Source organism: Burkholderia sp. ABCPW 11 (assembly GCF_001523445.1).
Taxonomy (GTDB): domain Bacteria; phylum Pseudomonadota; class Gammaproteobacteria; order Burkholderiales; family Burkholderiaceae; genus Burkholderia.
This window is the reverse complement of record NZ_LOVM01000001.1, coordinates 106,503-124,894: the sequence shown is the minus strand read 5'-3', so window position 1 is coordinate 124,894 and position 18,392 is coordinate 106,503. Positions and strand designations below refer to the sequence as shown.

Genomic DNA, 18,392 nt, shown 5'->3' with positions numbered 1-18,392 from the left:
TCAGCAGGGAAATTGCAAAGGGATCTCAGGTATCTTTCCCTGGCAAACGTTTTGTCCTACAGTAGCGGGGCCTCAAGCTGGTGAGCCAATTGGGGACAGAACCTGAGACGAAAATAAAGGGAATTCAAATGAGTTTCGCCCCGAATGGCGGCATTCCGGCTGGCTCCGGCGGGAATCTGTTGGGCTCGCTGAGCGCGCTTGGCGGCCTTGCCGGGCCGATCGCATCCACGGTGGCGGGCCAGATTGGCCCGCTCGCCGGCGTCGCGAGTCATATCGACACCGTGCAACGCGCGGTTCAACTTGCGCAGACCGGCTTCTCGCTAATGAACAAAACGCCGGCCGCGATTGCGGACGCGCTCAACAATGCGGCTGGCGGCGTTGCTCGACTGACTCAGCTAAATCGATACGTGACCATTGACTCGCCGCTTGGTCCGGACGTGCTGCTGGTCAGCACCGCGGTCATTGATGAACACGTCAATCGATTGCCGGAAATCCACCTCGATTTGCTGTCGCACCAACATGATCTGGTGCCAGATCAGCTGATCGGGCAACCGATCAAGATTCGATTCGACCAAAGCGCCCGGCAATCCACGCTCGAGCGCATCGTCTCGTCAGGCGGGGCCGACAGCATTCGCTACTTCGACGGATACGTCACATCGTTCGACCGGGCGGGCAACCCGGGCAAGGTGACGCAATATCAAATGACGGTGGCGCCGTGGTTCTGGTTTCTGACGCGTTCGACCGACTGCCGGATTTTCCAGAACAAGACCGCTCAGGACATCCTCACCGAGATTTTCCAGGATCACGGGTTCACCGATTTCGAGTTCGACATCCGGACCGCGCAGAAGCCGCTCGAATACATCGTGATGTACCAAGAGTCCTATTACAACTTCTGTGCGCGTCTGATGGAGCAGGAAGGCCTGATCTGGACGCACCGCTACGAGAAGGAAAAGCACTTCCTCGTCATCGGCGATACGAATTTCGTTTTTCGCCCGATCGACGGGCTGGCCAACTTGCCTTATGCCGCCAGCGCGGCGAGTGAAGACAACGGTATCGACCAGTTGCATGAAGGCCGGCGTTTCGGTGTCGGCAAGATCGCTTTTCGCGACTTCAATCACCAGAACCCCTCGTCGCCGCTGATGCTGGCGCAGGCCGAGCCGGAGAATCTCCGCCATGCGGGTCTCGAGACGACGGAGCGGTTCGAACACCAGTCGTTGTTCGACCACGGCGATGACGGCGACCGTTACGCCCGCATCGCGATGCAGGCCGAAGAGGCGAGTGCACATCGCTATACGGGTAGCGGCTACGCGTGGCGGATGACAACTGCGGGCAGCGTGACGGTGACGAACCATCCGGTCATGGCCAACAATCAGGAATACGCCATCCTGCACGTTCGTCACGAGGCCGTGAACGACTACACGGAACACAACGCAAAACTTCCGTACCGCAACACATTTTCTCTGCTCCCGAAGAAGTTTCCGTATCGTTCGGCCAGGAATACCCCAAAGCCCGTCATTCACGGCACGCAGTCGGCTATTGTGGTCGGCCCAAAGGGCGAAGAAATTCACACGAACGGCAGTGCCGTGAAGGTGCACTTCCTGTGGGACCGTCGCGGCAAGTTGGACGGATCGGATTCGATGTGGATCCGTGTGTCCCAACCTTGGGCGGGCGACGGGTGGGGGGCGGCCGCCATCCCACGGATCAATCAGGAAGTCTTGGTCGCGTTTAATCAAGGGGACCCCGACAATCCGGTCATCGTGGGCCGCGTCTACAACGGCGAGCAGGGCAACCCTTATCACGGGGCTGCCGGGCAGACGATGGGGATCAAGAGCCAGACGCACAAGGGCACCGGCTCTAACGAACTGCGGTTCTCCGACGTGAACGGCGCGCAAGAGGTCTTTCTGCACGCGCAGAAGGACATGAACACGGTCATCAAGGATTCGGAGACGCATACGGTCGAAGCCGGCGGACGCACGGTGTCGCTGCTCAAGGGCAGCGAGACGAAGCAGATCGCGCAGGGTGGATTGAAGGAAACCATTGCGCTGACTCGCGACACGACGGCGAACGTGATCAATACCAAGGCCATCGCGAGCAAGGCCGGGCCCGGAATGCAAAGCCATCAGGCGAGCGACGGCATCGAGCATCGTGTTGGCGATGGCGTCGTGACGATGACGCCGGACAGCATCAAGCTGACCTTCGGTCCGTCAACGATCGTCATCAACGCGAACGGCATCTATCTCGACGGGCCGGTCATCCATCTGAATCGCGGCAGTGCGCAGTCCGCGGAACAGGCGCTCGCGCTCGAGTGGGCGGCGGAGCAGGCGACGATCGCGAAGGGGCTGGCGAGCCCCGATCCGGCGACGCGCGCGGCGGCGGCCAAGCTGGCGAGTTCGCTGAAGGCGCAGCAACTCGCGAAACTCGCGGATCACGTGTATCACCCGAACGATCCGCCGCCGACCGGGTGGAAGATGGCGACCAACGATCCGGAAGCGTTGAAGGCTTTTGGGCTCAAGCCGAGCGACTTCGAGAAAAGCGGTAGTAACTTCGGATCGCAGATGTACATCCCGGATCCGAATGTCTTCGGCGACAGCATGAAGCCGACGGTCGCGTTCAAGGGGACACAGCAGCTCTTCGGCGAAGACATGAGCAACAATATGGCGCAGGGGCTCGGCGCCGATGCGCCGTATTACCGCAATGCGGTCACGATCGGCAAGAACATCGAGACCACGGGCGCGTCGGCCGGCGTCGATTTCACCGGGCATTCGCTCGGCGGTGGCCTGGCGTCCGCTGCAGCCGAGGCCAGCGGCGGTTCGGCTGTGACCTTCAATGCGGCTGGCCTCAATCCGGAGACCGTCGCGCAATACGGCGGGACCGCCCAGCCGGCCAACATCACGGCCTACCGCGTCGACGGCGATATCCTGACCGGCCTGCAGGAAGGCCGGCTCGGGCCGATCAGCGACGGTACGGCGGCGCTGATGCCCAAGGCGGTTGGCAGCCCCGTCACGCTCGACGGTGAGAGTGTGACCACGGTCGGCCGTCACCTGATGGGTGACGTGACGAACGGGATCAACCAGCAGGTCGCGAAAGATCAACTCGACCTGGTCTCCCAACTGAATTCATCTCACTGATGCGATATAAAAAAGCGATAACCGCCGGCGCGATTGCTGCACTCGTTGGAGTGTCCTCGCCGCTCTGGTGGCCCACTCAAGCCCAAGGGACGAACATGACTGGCTTCAAGCGATACGCACCTGAAGATTTCTTTTCGGGGCAGCAACTCACGTTGGCGCAGGCCATTCATGACGGCGATCTCAGCCGCGTCCAGCAGCTCGCGCCGAAGACAGATCTGAATGCGCCGGGCGCGAAGAATACGACGCTGCTGTCGTATGCCGTGCAGGAAATCGTTCCGGTCAAGAATGACGCGTCCAATCCGCGCTACCAGATCATCTCGGTGCTCGTGAAGAACGGCGCGGACCCCAAGGCGCCGGTCGGTGCCAGCGGCGGATCGGTGGTCGACGTCGCATTGCGGGCCGATACGCCCAACCTTCTGCGCGTGTTGTTGAACAGCGGGCTCGATCCCAACTGGCAGTACAACGGCGACACACCGATGATCTTCGCGGTTGCAGAGAACCGGCTGCTGCCTCAGCTGAAGCTGCTGATCGAGCACAAGGCGAACGTGAATGCTCGCGATTCGCTCGGAAAGACGGCACTCTTCGAGGCGACGATGATTCAGCAGTGGGATGTCGTCGACTACTTGCTCTCGCACGGCGCGGATCCAAAGATTGCCAGCCAGCTCGGCGTGTCGTACGGCTGGGTGCTGCAGAACGAGTTGAAGAATCATACGACCTCGGATTCGCCGGCGCGTGCGCGCATCGAAGAGATTCGCCGCAAGATCGTAACGGCCGGCGCGCCGTGGCCGCCGCTCGATCCGAAGGCGCAACGCGCAGCGATGCGCGCTCGCGGCGAGAAGGTTGTGACGCCGGCCGGCCAGACGGATTGAACGCACGCGTGATGGCTGTAGCGACGTCCAATGGATTCGGGAAATGATGAACGCTTTTGATTCGACGCCGCGTATCAGGCGAGAGACGGTTCTCGGCGTATCCGGGGCGCTGTACCTCCTCTCGCTGACTTTGCCTGCGATGCATTTCGAAAAGGAAGCGTCGCTCAGTGGGCTGTCGGTTCTGGCCCAGGGCTGGTGGGGACTGTTCATGCTCAATCCAGCATGGCTGGCCAATCCGCTCTACGTTGCCGCGGCCGTCCAGCTCGCTCGGAGCCGATATACCCGCGCGAGCCAGCTTTCTGCCGCTGCGCTCGCGTGTGCGCTCTGTTCACTGCTCACGACGAAGTGGTACTTCAACGAAGCAGATGCGACGCCGATATCCGGCTACGGCGTTGCGTTTTACGCGTGGCTCGTCGCACATGTCGTATTGCTAGCGGGCAGCTTGCACTTGCGCCGGGAAAGCGCGGTCGCGCTGCAAGGAAAATGAGTGGTGGCGCGAGTGGGCGCTTATTTCCACTCATTCCAACAACTACACATCACGAGAGAACCAGCATGACGGATTCCGAAAACCGTATCCGGATTCACGAAGGCAGCATCGTTCTGCCGAACGGTTTCGAGGATCGCACGACCAACCTGTTCGTGCCGGCCGATACAGCCGCACAGCCGAACCTCAGTGTCGCACGCGACTGGCTGAAGGACGGAGAGACCCTTGCGCCGTATATCGATCGGCAGATCGCGCTGCTCAAATCGAGGTTGCAGGGACATCGGGTGCTTTCGCGCCAGGCTGAACGGCTTGGGCCTGAAACTGATGGAATGCCTGGGGAGCGTATCGACGCCGCCTATAGGAACGGTCCGAAGACCGTTTTTCAACGGCAAGGCGCATTCATCGTTGCCCCAGGACGCGTGCTGATCTTTACCGCGTCGAGCGCGAAGAGCTTCGGCGAAACGCTCGATGCATTGTGGCGCAACTGGCTCGACGGCTACCGTCCTGCAGAACAAGAGTCGGCATAACAACAGCAAAGGACAATCATCGTGTACGAAGCCGCACGAGTCACCGATCCAATCGATCACACCAGCGCGCTGGCGGGCTTTCTGGTCGGCGCCGTGCTGGGCATTGCCCTGATCGCCGCAGTCGCCTTCGCCACTTTCACATGTGGATTCGGCGTGGCGTTGCTGGCGGGCATGATGGCCGGTATCGGAGCGCAGGCTCTCCTATCAATAGGCGAGTCGATTGGCAAGATGTTCAGCTCGCAATCCGGCAACATCATTACTGGTTCGCCGGACGTCTACGTCAACTCCCTTTCGGCGGCCTATGCGACGCTGAGCGGCGTGGCCTGCAGCAAGCACAATCCCATTCCGCTTGTCGCGCAAGGATCGACGAATATCTTCATCAACGGGCGGCCTGCGGCGCGCAAGGACGACAAGATTACCTGCGGCGCGACGATCGGTGACGGTTCGCACGACACGTTCTTTCACGGTGGCACGCAGACATACCTACCGGTTGATGACGAAGTGCCGCCTTGGTTACGGACCGCGACCGACTGGGCGTTTGCGCTGGCGGGGCTGGTCGGGGGGCTTGGCGGACTCTTGAAGGCAGCTGGCGGCTTGTCACGCGCGGTTCTACCGTGCGCCGCAAAGTTCATCGGCGGGTTTGTTCTTGGAGAAGCCTTTGGGCGCTACGTCGCCGGCCCTGCGATAAACAAGGCGATAGGCGGAATGTTTGGTAACCCGGTCGACGTGACGACCGGGCGGAAGATCCTGCAGGCCGAGTCGGAAACGGACTTCGTGATCCCGAGCCCGATGCCGGTTTCGGTCGAACGATTTTATTCAAGCAGTATTGACTATGCGGGAACGCTCGGCCGCGGGTGGGTGCTGCCGTGGGAGCGCCGTCTGCATGCTCGTGACGGGCGCCTCTGGTTGACTGACACACAAGGACGCGAGAGCGGGTTTCCGCTGCTGAGGGCTGGGCAAGCTGCCTTCAGCGAAGCCGAGCAGCAATATCTGACCTGTACGCCGGATGGACGTTACATTCTGCATGACATTGGCGAGACGTATTACGACTTCGGCCGATACGATCCGGACTCCGGCCGTATCGCATGGGTGCGCCGCATCGAGGATCAGGCTGGGCAGTGGTGCCAGTTCGAGCGCGACAGCCGCGGCCGCGTCACCGAGATTCTGACGTGCGGCGGATTGAATGCCGTGCTCGATTACGAGCAGGAACACGGACGGCTTAGCGCGGTCACGCTCGTTCATGGCAATGAGCGCCGGCTGGCCGTCGCTTACGGATACGATGAGAACGGCCAGCTGGCGTCGGTGACTGACGCAAATGGGGCGGTCGTGCGCCAGTTCGCATATACCAACGGCCTGATGGCGAGTCATGTGAACGCACTGGGTTTCACGTCGAGTTACGTGTGGTCGACGATAGAAGGCCAGCCGCGGGTAGTCGCGACACGCACCAGCGAAGGCGAGGACGCGACGCTCGAATACGACATCGAAGGCCGTCAAACCCGCGTTCGATACGCCGATGGCCGCACCGCGCACTGGCGCTTCGACGCACAGTTTCAGATTGTCGAGTACACCGACTTCGACGGCGGACTCTACCGGATCAAGTACAACGACGCTGGCATGCCGGTGATGCTGATGCTGCCGGGTGAGCGCACGGTCGAGTTCGAGTACGACAACGCGGGCCGGATCGTCGCCGAGACCGATCCGCTGGGCCGTACGACTCGGACTCGCTATGACGGCAACAGCATGCGGCCCGTGGAGGTTGTCGGGGCTGACGGCGGTGCCTGGCGCGCGGAATACGATCCGCAGGGCCGGCTGCTGTTGAGTCAGGATCCGCTTGGTCGGGAAAATCGCTACGAATATCCCAAAGGGCTGACCGCGCTGCCGATCGCGCACGTCGACGCGCGTGGCGGCCGTTCGACGCTGGAATGGAACGGCCTCGGCGAGCTGGTCCGCTACACGGACTGTTCCGGCAAAACGACGCGGACGATTTTCGATGCGTTCGGCCTGCCGCTCGCGCGCGAGAATGCACTGGGGCAACGCATCTCGTATGATCTGCGCGCCACCGGGGAGCCGCGCCAGATTAGGTATCCAGACGGCAGCGCGGAGACATTCGAGCACGATGCGGCAGGATTGATGGTCAGACACGTCGACCGTGGCGGACACGTCCAGCAATTGCTGCGGAATACTCGAGGGCAGCTAATCGAGACGATCGATCCCGCCGGAAGGCGGCTTTGCTATCGCTACGATGCACAAGGACGGCTTCGCGAGCTCCGACAGGGCCACGCCCACTACACATTCACGTATAGCGCAGGCGGCCGCCTGTTGACCGAGACACGTCCGGATGGCGTGCAGCGGCGGTTTGAGTATGGGGAAGCTGGTGAATTGTTGGCTGTAGACTTTGTTGGTGCGCCGGAAGGCCGCTCGGCGCAAGATCGTCCGATTCGAACCATCCGATTGGAACGTGACCGGATGGGAAATGTGAAGGTGCAATATTCGCCGACCGAAGTCACGCGCTTCGAGTACAACAAGGGCGACCAGTTAGTGAGGGTAGAGCGGACGCCGACGTCAGCCGGCATAGCACTTGGGATCTCGCCGGACGTTGTGAACTTCGAATACGACAAAGCCGGTCGACTGGTTGCCGAGCATGGGGCGAATGGCAGGGTCGAATATGCGCTCGATGCACTCGATAACGTGATGGCGCTCGAGTTGCCTCACAACCAGACGTTGCAGATGTTGCGTTACGGCTCTGGGCACGTGCACCAGATCCGCTGCGGCGATCAGGTGGTGAGCGACTTCGAGCGTGACGACTTGCATCGTGAGATCACGCGTACACAGGGGCGGCTGACTCAACGCTCCGCCTATGATCCGCTCGGTCGTAAGGTCTGGCAGTCGTCTGGCCTCCAACCTGAAGCGTTGGGACGCGGGCGCGGTCAGTTGTGGCGAAACTACGGATACGATGCCGCTGGCGAGTTGATCGAGATGAGCGACAGCCTACGCGGCAACACGCAGTACAACTACGATCCGGCTGGGCAACTGACTCGCCGCGCAAACACCGTGGACCGGCAGCTGGAGGAATTTGCTTGGGACGCCGCCGGAAATCTGCTCGACGAAGCGCAGCGGCGAAGTCGTGGGTACGTCGAAGGCAATCGGCTGCGCATGTGGCAGGACCTGCGCTTTGAATACGACGCGTTCGGCAATCTGGCGGCAAAGTTTCGCGGGGCGAACCGGACGCAGCGCTTCACGTATGACGGGCAGGACCGGCTGATTCTGGTCCGAACGCAGGACGTGCGTGGCGTCGTCGAAACTCATTTTGCCTACGATCCGCTCGGTCGGCGCGTCGCGAAAACCGATACCACTTTCGATGTGCGCGGCGCGAAGCAACGGTCCGAGACGAAACGGTTTGTTTGGGAGGGGGCGCGACTGGCTCAGGAGGTCCGCGAGACTGGTGTGAGCAGCTATGTGTACAGTCCAGACGCACCTTACTCGCCAGTGGCGCGCGTCGACGCGGTACTTGCAGAGGCGTTGGCTGCAGCGGCAATCGACACGGCCAAGCGTGCTGCGCGGATCTACTACTTCCATACCGATCTCGTGGGGGCGCCGCTCGAAGTGACCGACGAGGCGGGGGAGCTAGCGTGGACCGGCCAATATGCGGCTTGGGGTAAGGTCGAACCAGGCGGCCGGCAAGTGACGGTCGCGCGCACCGATCAGCCGTTGCGCTATGCAGGGCAATATGCCGACGATAGCACTGGCCTCCACTACAACACGTTTCGATACTATGATCCGGACGTAGGGCGGTTCATCAACCAAGATCCGATCGGCTTGTTGGGTGGTGATAATCTGTACGCGTATGCGCCCAATCCAACCGGATGGATTGATCCGTGGGGATGGTGTGTTACACCTTCTGTTTCGCGTGGGGCCGCCGGTCAGCCACTTCGTGCAACCGCGACGATCACGGCTGCGGACCTCGGCACCGGAACCGCGACGAATGCGTCGTCTCGAGCGTGGGCGAGATTATTGGGGTATCCAACTGACGATGCGGGCCACATTCTAGGAAAACTTCTCGGCGGGAGTGGTGGAAAGGACGGTGTCTTCCCTCAGTTGCTAGGCATCAACCGTGGTTTGTTCAGGGATTTCGAGGGACGGGTCGCAGCTTATGTGAAGAGGGCTGGCTCGGCTGATGTTGACATCCAATTCGTCTACGGTAACGGTGGCACTCGGCCTACGCAAATAATCTATGACGTATTCCAGAATGGGCAGAAGATTATGGGTAGTATTTTCAATAATTAAAGGTTTTAGATGATGGATGATAATGTTGAGCAAGCACGAGCGGCGTTGCGATCATTTATGTTGGAGATGAATCAATGGGAAAAGGATTTTTACGAGAAAAAGCATGGTGCTCTGAAAAGCGGTGGCGATGTTTCTGGTATTGATGACCGTGCACGGAAAGATCTTTCTGCTATTTTAGAGAAATGGGCGTTCCAAGAAAAAACAAACCAAGGTCGCTTAATTGACTTGGGTTGTTCGGATCCGCCGACATACGATCCTGAAACTGATGTTGAAGATAGCGTCGAATCCACAGACGGAGAGGTGGTTTTCACCATTCGCCAGACATTGGGAATGTTGACGATATCCCGATTCACTATGAAGGAAAAGGCGGGTAAATGGATGGTGAAGAAAAAGGAGTTCCTTAATTTTAAAGATAAATGGCAGCGTTCAGTTCTCTAACAACGTGGCTCAACCTTTTGCTCTGGTCTGGCGTTGTTAAATCCGGCATCTATTCTGATGCGCGTGAAATTTGAACAATGAACTGTTTGTGTAGGTTTGTTGCGCTTTAATTGGTTCGATGAGGTTGCCTTGTGAGACTCGTTAGTTGGGGCTTGTCGGTTTCCTGTCCCGTATGCACGAGTAGGCTGACGAAAGGTATTTAGCGGAGCAGCGACGTTGTCATTCGATCAGTTGAAGCGAATGCGAGAGGCACTTCGTCCATACGGACTGAAGTTGCTGGAATCAGAATGGAAAGGTTGGCACGCGCAGTATCGATTTCGATGTCGCAAGGGACACGAATCAAGTCGATGCGGCTCCTATCTGTTCTACACGATGGTCCAGTGTCCGGCGTGTCGTGTTGACGAGGTGCTTCGTCAGATCCATCAACTCGCGCGCCAGGCGGGCGGCCGCTGTCTTTCGGTGCAGTATGCGGGCCGCGGCACGCCACTCCAGTTTCTCTGTAAGGCAGGGCACGCTTTCGAGAAGACCGCCGAGAATCTGCGAAAAGGCTCTTGGTGCGTGGTCTGCGCGAGGGCGCAACATTCGAAGCGCATGGCCCATCCCGATGGGATGACGCGCATGCGAGCCGCGGCAAAAGCGGGAGGCGGCAAGTGTTTGTCGACCGGCTACACGAAACTGACAGGGCGCTATCGTTTCCGATGTGCTGCTGGGCACGAATGGGAGACTTCCGGTAGTGAGATCGTGCGGGGCGCCTGGTGCCGCATTTGCGCGGACCGAGAGAAGGTGCACGCATATCGTCACAAGGACGGCCTCGCGAGGTTACGTGAACGAGCGAAGAGTCATGGTGGGCTTTGTCTCTCGAAGGTCTACGAGGGCAGCAAAGCCTACGACAGGTTCCGATGTGGTGCTGATCACGAGTGGGAAACACAAGGCGCGAGAACCTTTCGTGGTGCTTGGTGCCCGGAGTGTCAGCGGGACCCGATGCGCTTTGGGATCGAGCACATGCGCCAGCGGGCGACGCAGCTGGGCGGTCGGTGCTTGTCCGAAACATACCGAAACGCGGCGACACCCCTGAAATGGGAGTGCGAGCACGGGCATCGCTGGGAGGCTGCTCCTGGGGCAGTTGTTCGGGGACACTGGTGCCCAGTGTGTAGCCGCGACCGGTCCAAGCTTGGGCTCGAGTTGATGAAAAGCATTGCGCTCGGGCGTGGTGGCAAGTGTGTCTCGACGACCTATGTGAATAGTGCGACCAGACTTGAGTGGGAATGCGCCCTGGGCCATCGATGGCCCGCTACACCGAATACGATTAGACGTGGCCACTGGTGTGCTCGATGTTATTTCATTAGCATCACGACAACCGAAAGGACTCGCCGCAGACGACGACATGAAGCGGTCGGGAAGTAATTTCTTCAACTAATTGAGCTGCGCGCCGGCGCGCTTCCGCTCATTGAGAGCGTGTTTGGCAACCAACGACGCGATGGGATATGAGCCGTCGGCCAATCGCTCATGACGTTCGGTTTTGTTACGCTTGGGTGTGATCGTATGAAATCAGAGACGAGCGATGCTTATTCGAGAACAGGGGCGCCTTATCAAGGTGCTGCGCGTCGATCCATCTAAGCAGTCGTCCGCTAGGACGCGCCGACGCGAACAGGTGATCGGAACGTTTCGTGCCAATGAACCGGTTCCTTCCGCGATACTAGACGCGATGACCCGCGACGAGCGCAAAGCGCTCTCACGCTGGCTCGCGGTCTATCGGGAAAGCCAGGCACGCACGCAGGCGCGTCCGGTACTTGCTTGCGCTGCGGGGCAGCTCGAGACGCTTGTCAGCGCGCTAGAGGTGGCGGCCGACACGTTGTCGAGCGCCGACGCCGATCAACTGTGGGAGCAGTTGCAGGCTATCACGCGCGCGTTGAAGCGAGCAGGGCATATGCGGCCGCGCGCCGCAGGTCGGCCGCCGACGCCACTGCCAGGGCAGCGGAACCTTTTCGGCGAATGCGGTGAGATCGAGCCGCCGATCGAACAATGAGCACGTGCAGTTCTAGGTGGCCGCCATCCGCGGCGGTCTACAACAACGACATTTGGCCCAGTGTGCTTACGCGATCTGCGTGGTCGCTTTCCTCCACCGGCGCGCTACCCGGGATCGCGGATCGAGCATTCGCGTGGCGCTCCGCATTGCCGTCGTCCCCGCAATGCTTGCGCGTCCACTCGGTACTCAGAACGTCGGACGAGAACACGACACCCGGTGCAACTTGAACGAACTGGCTCACCGGTGGAATCTCCTAAATCGACTGAATGTCAAAGTGGGCAGCGGCGTAACGCGCACCGCGTGCTTTATCGGACCGGGAACATCTGGAACGCTTTTTCAATCGCATCAAACATTTTCGTCGTGTCGCCACTCGCTACGACAAGCTTTCCGGCAACTATCTCGCCTTCGCCTCGCTTGCCTGTGCCTTTGGCCCGCTGGTGAGAATGTGAACAGACCCTAGTGCCAAGCGCGCCCAAATCCGGCCACAATACGCTCAACAGCACATCGCGGTGCTACTGGGTTGCACAGGGGCGAATCCTCCCGGGAAACATTTTTTTTCAGTGGAACTCGTGGCGATTCCATGACACGATGCACCCGCATGGCGGGCGACCGGCGCGGATCGGGCAACGAAGCGTACGCTTCGCGCCACGATACATCAGGTTCGGACGTTGCGACATGGATCGCGATGCCATGGCGCCGGAGCGGAACGGCGGCGCGCGCTGGCGCCGCTATTTCAGCGCGGAGATCGCCTTCGCGCGAATCAGCCGCGCACGCAGCACGTTGCGGCTGATGTCGAGCAACTGCGCGGCCCGGATCTGGTTGCGGTGACTGAATTCGAACGCGACACGCATTACCGTGTCCTCGATACGTTCGAACAGGTTGCCGTGCCCGCCGTCGAACAGGTCGCGCAGCGCGTGTTCGAGCGCTGCCTGCGCGTCGGCGGACGAATCGGCTGCCGGCGCGGAAACGGTCGGCAGGCACGGCGGCGCGATGTGCAGGTCGGTGTCCTGCAGCGCATCGTGGCGGCTCACCAGCAGCGCGTGATGGATCACGTTCTCGAGTTCGCGGATATTGCCGGGCCAGCCGTGTGCCTCGAGCCGGCGCTCGGCGCGCGCATCGATGCGGCGCGGCCCGCCGCCGAGCCGGTCGCGGTAAATGTCGAAGAAGTGGCGCGCGAGCGGCAGGATGTCGCCCGGGCGGTCGCGCAATGGCGGGACCGCGAGCTGCACGACGTTGAGCCGGTAGAACAGGTCGCCGCGAAACCGCCCGGCCGCGACCGCCTGCTGCAGGTCGACGTTGGTGGCCGCGACCACCCGTACGTCGACCGGAATGCCCGTGCGCGAACCGAGCCGCACGACCTCGCGCTCCTGCAGCACGCGCAGCAGCTTCACCTGCATCGCGAGCGGCAGGTCGCCGATTTCGTCGAGAAACAGCGTGCCGCCGTGCGCGGCTTCGAACCAGCCGGGCTTCGCGCTGAACGCGCCCGTAAACGCGCCTTTCTCGTGACCGAACAGTTCGCTGTCGACGAGCGTTTCGGAGAAGGCGCCGCAGTTCACCGCGACGAACGGCCCGTCGCGACGCGCGCCGAGCGCGTGCACGTGGCGCGCGATCAGCTCCTTGCCGGTGCCCGTCTCGCCGACGATCAGCACGTTCGCGTCGCTCGGCGCGACGCGGCGAACCTGTTCGAGCAGCGCGAGCGAACGCGGATCGGCGAACACCAGCGCGTGCGCGCGGGCCGGCGCGTGACGTTCGGGCAACGTGAGCACCGGCGCCGCGTGCTCGGCGGGCTGAAGTCCGGCCGGGTCGCGGGACGCGGTGACGACGCGAAGGTTGAGCGGGCGCGGCGATGCGGAAATGGAAGTCATGGCGATGAACCGTTGGATGGCCGGGCAAAGCGGGCCCGTGCCGGCGGGCGCCGCGGTCTGGCTGCTGCGTAGTCAGCAGAGTGTTGAACGTTTCGCCGCGCGCGAAAAGCATCGATTTCTGATAACCAAAGCGCGATTGCTGCGGAACCTGCAATGGCGCGCACGAGCGGCGGTGCGACGACGTCAAAGCATCGAATTCGACGCTGGCGCGCGAGATGCGTTGCTGCCTGATCAGCAGTGCATCAGCAAATCCGCTGCGCACGGTTCATCGTGGTGCGGAATATCGATGTGACGCGTGAGTCGGGATGCTTGCCACTATCGCGCATTTGGCGGAACGCCAGTTCCGGCAGGCGATAGTGAAAAACTTCGTCATCCGGATGAAATTTCCTCCACGTATCCGCGCCAATGGCACGCTCCTTGCTGACCCGAACCGGTATCGCCGCCCTGCACGCGGCTTCACCACGGGAACGCATCGCATGAGCCACCCCCTCAACGTCGTCGCGATATCGGGCAGCCTGCAGCGGCCGTCGCGCACGCTGGCGCTGACCGACGCGATCGTCACGGCGCTCGGCGCCGCGCTGCCGATCGACGCGCGGCGGATCGAACTCGGCGAGATCGGCAGCCGGCTGGCCGGCGCGCTCACGCGCGCGCAGGTGCCGACCGATCTCGATGCGCTGATCCGCGCGATCGAGACGGCCGATGCGCTCGTCGTCGCGAGCCCGGTGTATCGCGCGTCGTACACGGGCCTCTTCAAGCATCTGTTCGACCTCGTGCGCCACGACGCGCTCGTCGACGTGCCGGTGTTGCTCGCGGCCACCGGCGGCAGCGAGCGTCATGCGCTCGTGATCGACCACCAGCTGCGCCCGCTGTTCAGCTTCTTCCAGGCGCGCACGCTGCCGATCGGCGTGTACGCGTCCGAGGGCGATTTCGACCGGTACCAGATCGCCAGCCCCGCATTGCGCGAGCGCATCGCGCTCGCCGTCGACCGCGCGGTGCCGCAACTGCGCCCGCACGCGCTTTCCGACGCGGCCGCGTAAGCCGCTTTTTCGTTTCCCCTTCGACCAGGACATTTTCATGAGCCTTCCCGACCCTTCCGCCGACGGCGTCAAATTCGCGTACTGGGTGCCGAACGTCAGCGGCGGCCTCGTCGTCAGCACGATCGAGCAACGCACCGACTGGAGCCTCGAATACAACCAGAAGCTCGCGCGCACGGCCGAAGCGGCCGGCTTCGACTATGCGCTGAGCCAGATCCGCTTCACGGCCGGCTACGGCGCCGAATACCAGCACGAATCGGTGTCGTTCAGCCAGGCGCTGCTGCATGCGACGACCAAGCTCAAGGTGCTCGCGGCGATCCTGCCGGGGCCGTGGCATCCGGCCGTGGTTGCGAAGCAGCTCGCGACGATCGATCACCTCTCGAACGGGCGCATCGCGATCAACGTCGTGAGCGGCTGGTTCAAGGGCGAATTCACCGCGATCGGCGAGCCGTGGCTCGAGCACGACGAACGCTATCGGCGCTCGAAGGAATTCATCCAGGCGCTCAAGGGCATCTGGACGCAGGACAACTTCACGTTCAAGGGCGACTTCTACCGCTTCAACGATTACACGCTGAGCCCGAAGCCGGTGCAGAAGCCGCATCCGGAAATCTTCCAGGGCGGCAGCTCGCGCGCGGCGCGCGACAACGCGGCGAGCGTGTCGGACTGGTATTTCACGAACGGCAATACGCCGGAGAACCTGAAGGCGCAGATCGACGACATTCGCGCGAAGGCGGCCGCGAACGACCATCGCGTGCGTATCGGCGTCAATGCGTTCGTGATCGCGCGCGACACCGAGGAAGAAGCGCGGGCCGTGCTCGACGACATCATCCGGCATGCACACGTCGAAGCCGTGCACGCGTTCGGCGATGCGGTGAAGGAGGCCGGCACGGCCTCGCCCGAAGGCGAGGGCAACTGGGCGAAATCGACGTTCGAGGATCTCGTGCAGTACAACGACGGCTTTCGCACGAACCTGATCGGCACGCCGCAGCAGATCGCCGAGCGGATCGTCGCGCTGAAGGCGATCGGCGTCGATCTCGTGCTGGCCGGCTTCCTGCACTTCATCGAGGAAGTGGAATACTTCGGCCGGCGCGTGCTGCCGCTCGTGCGCGAACTGGAGGCGCGTCGGCAGGCCGTTGCCGCGTGACGCCTGTCCGACGCACGCGCGCGGCCTGCGATCGCGCAGGGCCGCGCGGCGGCGTGACGTTCACGCGACGCCCGCCAGCCTCGATGCCTCGATCGCCATCTGCACGCCGAGACTGCCGAGGATGATGCCCATCGCCCAGCGCTGCGCGAGCAGCAGCGTCGGGCGGCCGTGCAGGAACGTCGCGAGGCCGCTCGAGCAGAGCGCCACCAGCCCGTTGGCGGACGCGAACGCGGCGATCAGCAGCGAGCCGAGAAACAGCGACTGGCCGAACACGCTGCCTTGCCCGTAATCGATGAACTGCGGCAGCAGCGACACGAACAGCATCGCGAGCTTCGGGTTCAGCACGCTGGTCGTCGCGCCCATCGCGAGCAGCCGCAGCGGTTGCTCGGTGGGCAGCGCCTTCACCTCGAACGGCGAGCGGCCGCCGGGCCGCACCGCCTGCCATGCGAGGTACAGCAGATAGGTTGCCCCGACCGCGCCCAGCACGCTGCCTGCATAGGGCACGCTCATGAACAGCGTCGTGATGCCGAATGCGGCGGCGAACATGTAGAACAGGTAGCCGATCATCACGCCGGCGAGCGAAGTGAGCCCGGCCGCCCGCCCCTGCGCGATCGAGCGCGACATCACGTAGACCATGTTCGGCCCCGGCGTGATCGCGAGCATGCCGCCGATGACGAGAAACCCGTAGAGCGATCCGGACGTGTGCATGTTTTCCGCTTCCTGCATCGAATGAGTGCTGATGGCGTCGATTGTCCGGCGATGGAGGTGAACAGTAAAACGGGATAAACTGAATCAATTGATCAGTTTTTCTGAATCGACATGAAGAAGCTCGACCTCGATGTGCTCGCGATGGTGGTGGCCGTCGCGGAATCCGGATCGTTCGCGCGGGGCGCGCAGGCCGTGCACCGGTCGCCGTCGGCGGTGAGCATGCAGATCAAGACGCTGGAAGACGCGCTCGGCAAGCCGCTGTTCATCCGCGACACGCGCAACGTGACGGCGACCGACGACGGCAGGATGCTCGCCGATTACGGCCGCCGGATGCTCGCGATGCGCGACGAGGCGTGGGCGTCGGTCGTGCGTCCGGAGATGCGCGGCCGCGTGACGATCGGCGTGCCCGACGACTACATCTCGTCGCTGCTGCCGCAGGTGCTCGGCAAGTTCGCCGCGATGCATCCGCGCGTGGAAGTGCGCGTGATCGGCCAGCCGAGCAGCGCGCTCGTGCCGATGCTGAAGGACAACACGGTCGACCTCGCATGCCTCACGCGAATCAAGGGCGTGACGGGCGAGCTGATCCGGATGGAGCCGCTCGTCTGGGCCGGCTCGGCGAAACGCGACGTGTGGGAAGAGCGGCCGCTGCCGGTGGCGTTTTTTACGCACGGCGGCAGCATGGCCCGCGATCACGCGGTCAGGGCGCTGAACCGGCGGAAGATTCCGTACCGGATGTCATACGAAAGCCCGAGCTTTCTCGGCCTGCTCAGCATGGTCGAGGCCGGCCTCGCCGTCGCGCCGCTCGCGCGCTGCTGCGTGCCCGATCACCTGTTGCAGCTGACGGAGAGCCACGGGCTACCGTCGCTCGGCGAACTCGAGGTCGTGCTCGCCCGCAGCGCGCAGTCGGCGCGCCCGCCGTGCGACTACCTCGCCGAGCAGATTCTCGGCGAATGGCGCACCTGACCGGCCCGTCGCCGGCGGCGCGTCAGCACGACGTCAGCAGCCATTCGCGGAAGGCGACGAGCGACGGCAGCGTTTCGTTGCCCGGCGGGTAGACGAGGTAATAGCTGCGCTGGCTGGTAATCGCGTCGCCGATCGAGTCGAGCTCGCCGCGGCCCAATTCGTCCTCCACGAGCACCTTCGGCACCAGCCCGATCCCCATTCCGGCATGCACGGCCTGGATCAGATGCGACGTCAGCTCGAAACTCGGGCCGATGCGCATCTTGCGATGATCGAGCCGATAGTGCGAGAACCACTCGGCCCAGGCCTGCTGATTGCTCGTCACGCCCAGCAGCGTCTGCTTCGCGGCCCAGGCCGGCGTGCGCGCGTCGGCCTTGCGGCCGCTGCCCGTGGCGGGCGGCGCGATCGCGATCAGGAACTCGTTGTACAGCCGGTGCGCATGCAGGCCCGGCCAGTCGCCGGCGCCGACGGTGATCGCCGCGTCGAGGTCGTCGTTGAGGAAATCGATCGCGCCGATTCGCGAATGAAGGTGCACGGTCACGCCCGGGTGCGCGGCATAGAAGCCGTGCAGGTGCGGCAGCAGCCATTTCGATCCGAAGGTCGGCAAGGTGGCCAGCCGGAGCGAGCCGGCGCCCGCCCGATGCGACATCGCCTGCAACGTCGCGCCGCGGATGCGCCCGAGCGCGCCGGTCAGCTCGCCGAAGTAGCGGCGGCCGACGTCGGTCAGCTTGACCGAGCGGCCCTCGCGCCGGAACAGCGGCACGCCGAGCTGATCCTCGAGCGTCTGGACCTGCCGGCTGATCGCGCTCTGGCTCAGCGACAGCTCCTCGGCCGCGCGCGTATAGCTTTCATGCCGCGCGGCGGCCTCGAACACGAGCAGCAGCGACATCGAGGGGGTGAGGCGGCGGTAATTCATGAGTTTTAT

At 62.5% G+C, this 18,392-nt stretch carries 14 protein-coding genes and 1 pseudogene; 12 read left to right on the top strand and 3 right to left on the bottom strand.

Annotation, left to right across the window (positions count from 1 at the left end):
* The first annotated feature begins 128 nt into the window (after window positions 1–128).
* From WS61_RS00580 to WS61_RS32305, 8 genes and pseudogenes are all read left to right on the top strand, one after another.
* Window positions 129–3,128, top strand: coding sequence for a type VI secretion system Vgr family protein (locus WS61_RS00580; protein WP_059498776.1), 3,000 nt, complete (start codon window positions 129–131; stop codon window positions 3,126–3,128).
* Window positions 3,128–3,997 (top strand): ankyrin repeat domain-containing protein, encoded by an 870-nt coding sequence (locus tag WS61_RS00575; protein WP_059498775.1) that lies wholly within the window; start codon window positions 3,128–3,130, stop codon window positions 3,995–3,997. The genes WS61_RS00580 and WS61_RS00575 overlap by 1 nt, the downstream gene beginning before the upstream one ends.
* 43 nt (window positions 3,998–4,040) lie before the next feature.
* On the top strand, window positions 4,041–4,484 hold the full coding sequence (locus tag WS61_RS00570) for a hypothetical protein (RefSeq protein ID WP_059498774.1): 444 nt from the start codon (window positions 4,041–4,043) through the stop codon (window positions 4,482–4,484).
* Between the two features lie 65 nt (window positions 4,485–4,549).
* Window positions 4,550–5,008 (top strand): DUF1795 domain-containing protein, encoded by a 459-nt coding sequence (locus WS61_RS00565; protein WP_006482386.1) that lies wholly within the window; start codon window positions 4,550–4,552, stop codon window positions 5,006–5,008.
* 21 nt (window positions 5,009–5,029) lie between these two features.
* Entirely contained in the window at window positions 5,030–9,292 is a 4,263-nt protein-coding gene (locus WS61_RS00560) for an RHS repeat-associated core domain-containing protein (RefSeq protein ID WP_059498773.1), read from the top strand.
* Between the two features lie 12 nt (window positions 9,293–9,304).
* A complete protein-coding gene (locus WS61_RS32320; protein ID WP_179949643.1) occupies window positions 9,305–9,730 on the top strand; it encodes an NTF2 fold immunity protein in 426 nt (141 codons plus the stop codon).
* A gap of 1,561 nt (window positions 9,731–11,291) precedes the next feature.
* The gene (locus tag WS61_RS00555; protein WP_059498772.1) at window positions 11,292–11,756 is read left to right on the top strand and encodes a hypothetical protein; all 465 of its coding nucleotides are present in this window, start codon (window positions 11,292–11,294) and stop codon (window positions 11,754–11,756) included.
* A gap of 311 nt (window positions 11,757–12,067) precedes the next feature.
* A pseudogene (locus tag WS61_RS32305) lies at window positions 12,068–12,205 on the top strand (IS5/IS1182 family transposase); the annotation flags it as partial.
* A gap of 279 nt (window positions 12,206–12,484) precedes the next feature.
* Here the strand turns inward: WS61_RS32305 and WS61_RS00550 are convergent.
* The gene (locus WS61_RS00550) at window positions 12,485–13,621 is read right to left on the bottom strand and encodes a sigma-54-dependent Fis family transcriptional regulator (protein WP_059498771.1); all 1,137 of its coding nucleotides are present in this window, start codon (window positions 13,619–13,621) and stop codon (window positions 12,485–12,487) included.
* Here WS61_RS00550 and WS61_RS32300 point away from each other — a divergent pair.
* The 3 genes from WS61_RS32300 to sfnG all read left to right on the top strand — a co-directional run bounded on the left by WS61_RS32300 (window position 13,611) and on the right by sfnG (window position 15,799).
* Window positions 13,611–13,913 (top strand): hypothetical protein, encoded by a 303-nt coding sequence (locus tag WS61_RS32300; RefSeq protein ID WP_257126023.1) that lies wholly within the window; start codon window positions 13,611–13,613, stop codon window positions 13,911–13,913. The genes WS61_RS00550 and WS61_RS32300 overlap by 11 nt on opposite strands.
* Before the next feature lie 184 nt (window positions 13,914–14,097).
* On the top strand, window positions 14,098–14,658 hold the full coding sequence (gene msuE, locus WS61_RS00545) for an FMN reductase (RefSeq protein ID WP_059498770.1): 561 nt from the start codon (window positions 14,098–14,100) through the stop codon (window positions 14,656–14,658).
* 37 nt (window positions 14,659–14,695) lie between these two features.
* Window positions 14,696–15,799, top strand: a complete 1,104-nt coding sequence (gene sfnG / locus WS61_RS00540) for a dimethylsulfone monooxygenase SfnG (protein WP_059498769.1) — start codon at window positions 14,696–14,698, stop codon at window positions 15,797–15,799.
* A gap of 60 nt (window positions 15,800–15,859) precedes the next feature.
* Here sfnG and WS61_RS00535 read toward each other — a convergent pair whose 3' ends face one another.
* Window positions 15,860–16,507, bottom strand: a complete 648-nt coding sequence (locus WS61_RS00535; protein WP_059498818.1) for a LysE family translocator — start codon at window positions 16,505–16,507, stop codon at window positions 15,860–15,862.
* A gap of 111 nt (window positions 16,508–16,618) precedes the next feature.
* On the opposite strand from WS61_RS00535, the gene WS61_RS00530 reads away from it, so the two are divergent.
* Window positions 16,619–17,470, top strand: a complete 852-nt coding sequence (locus tag WS61_RS00530; RefSeq protein ID WP_059498768.1) for a LysR substrate-binding domain-containing protein — start codon at window positions 16,619–16,621, stop codon at window positions 17,468–17,470.
* 22 nt (window positions 17,471–17,492) lie between these two features.
* Here the strand turns inward: WS61_RS00530 and WS61_RS00525 are convergent, their stop codons facing one another.
* Window positions 17,493–18,383, bottom strand: coding sequence for a LysR substrate-binding domain-containing protein (locus tag WS61_RS00525; RefSeq protein ID WP_059498767.1), 891 nt, complete (start codon window positions 18,381–18,383; stop codon window positions 17,493–17,495).
* Window positions 18,384–18,392 lie beyond the last annotated feature (9 nt).

Bases quoted from the DNA above. Each gene is read 5' to 3' on its own strand.
- WS61_RS00580 (WP_059498776.1), top strand. From the start codon at position 129: ATGAGTTTCGCCCCGAATGGCGGCATTCCGGCTGGCTCCGGCGGGAAT.
- WS61_RS00575 (WP_059498775.1), top strand. From the start codon at position 3,128: ATGCGATATAAAAAAGCGATAACCGCCGGCGCGATTGCTGCACTCGTT.
- WS61_RS00570 (WP_059498774.1), top strand. From the start codon at position 4,041: ATGATGAACGCTTTTGATTCGACGCCGCGTATCAGGCGAGAGACGGTT.
- WS61_RS00565 (WP_006482386.1), top strand. From the start codon at position 4,550: ATGACGGATTCCGAAAACCGTATCCGGATTCACGAAGGCAGCATCGTT.
- WS61_RS32320 (WP_179949643.1), top strand. From the start codon at position 9,305: ATGGATGATAATGTTGAGCAAGCACGAGCGGCGTTGCGATCATTTATG.
- WS61_RS00555 (WP_059498772.1), top strand. From the start codon at position 11,292: ATGCTTATTCGAGAACAGGGGCGCCTTATCAAGGTGCTGCGCGTCGAT.
- WS61_RS32300 (WP_257126023.1), top strand. From the start codon at position 13,611: ATGGAAGTCATGGCGATGAACCGTTGGATGGCCGGGCAAAGCGGGCCC.
- WS61_RS00550 (WP_059498771.1), bottom strand. From the start codon at position 13,621: ATGACTTCCATTTCCGCATCGCCGCGCCCGCTCAACCTTCGCGTCGTC.
- msuE (WP_059498770.1), top strand. From the start codon at position 14,098: ATGAGCCACCCCCTCAACGTCGTCGCGATATCGGGCAGCCTGCAGCGG.
- sfnG (WP_059498769.1), top strand. From the start codon at position 14,696: ATGAGCCTTCCCGACCCTTCCGCCGACGGCGTCAAATTCGCGTACTGG.
- WS61_RS00535 (WP_059498818.1), bottom strand. From the start codon at position 16,507: ATGCACACGTCCGGATCGCTCTACGGGTTTCTCGTCATCGGCGGCATG.
- WS61_RS00530 (WP_059498768.1), top strand. From the start codon at position 16,619: ATGAAGAAGCTCGACCTCGATGTGCTCGCGATGGTGGTGGCCGTCGCG.
- WS61_RS00525 (WP_059498767.1), bottom strand. From the start codon at position 18,383: ATGAATTACCGCCGCCTCACCCCCTCGATGTCGCTGCTGCTCGTGTTC.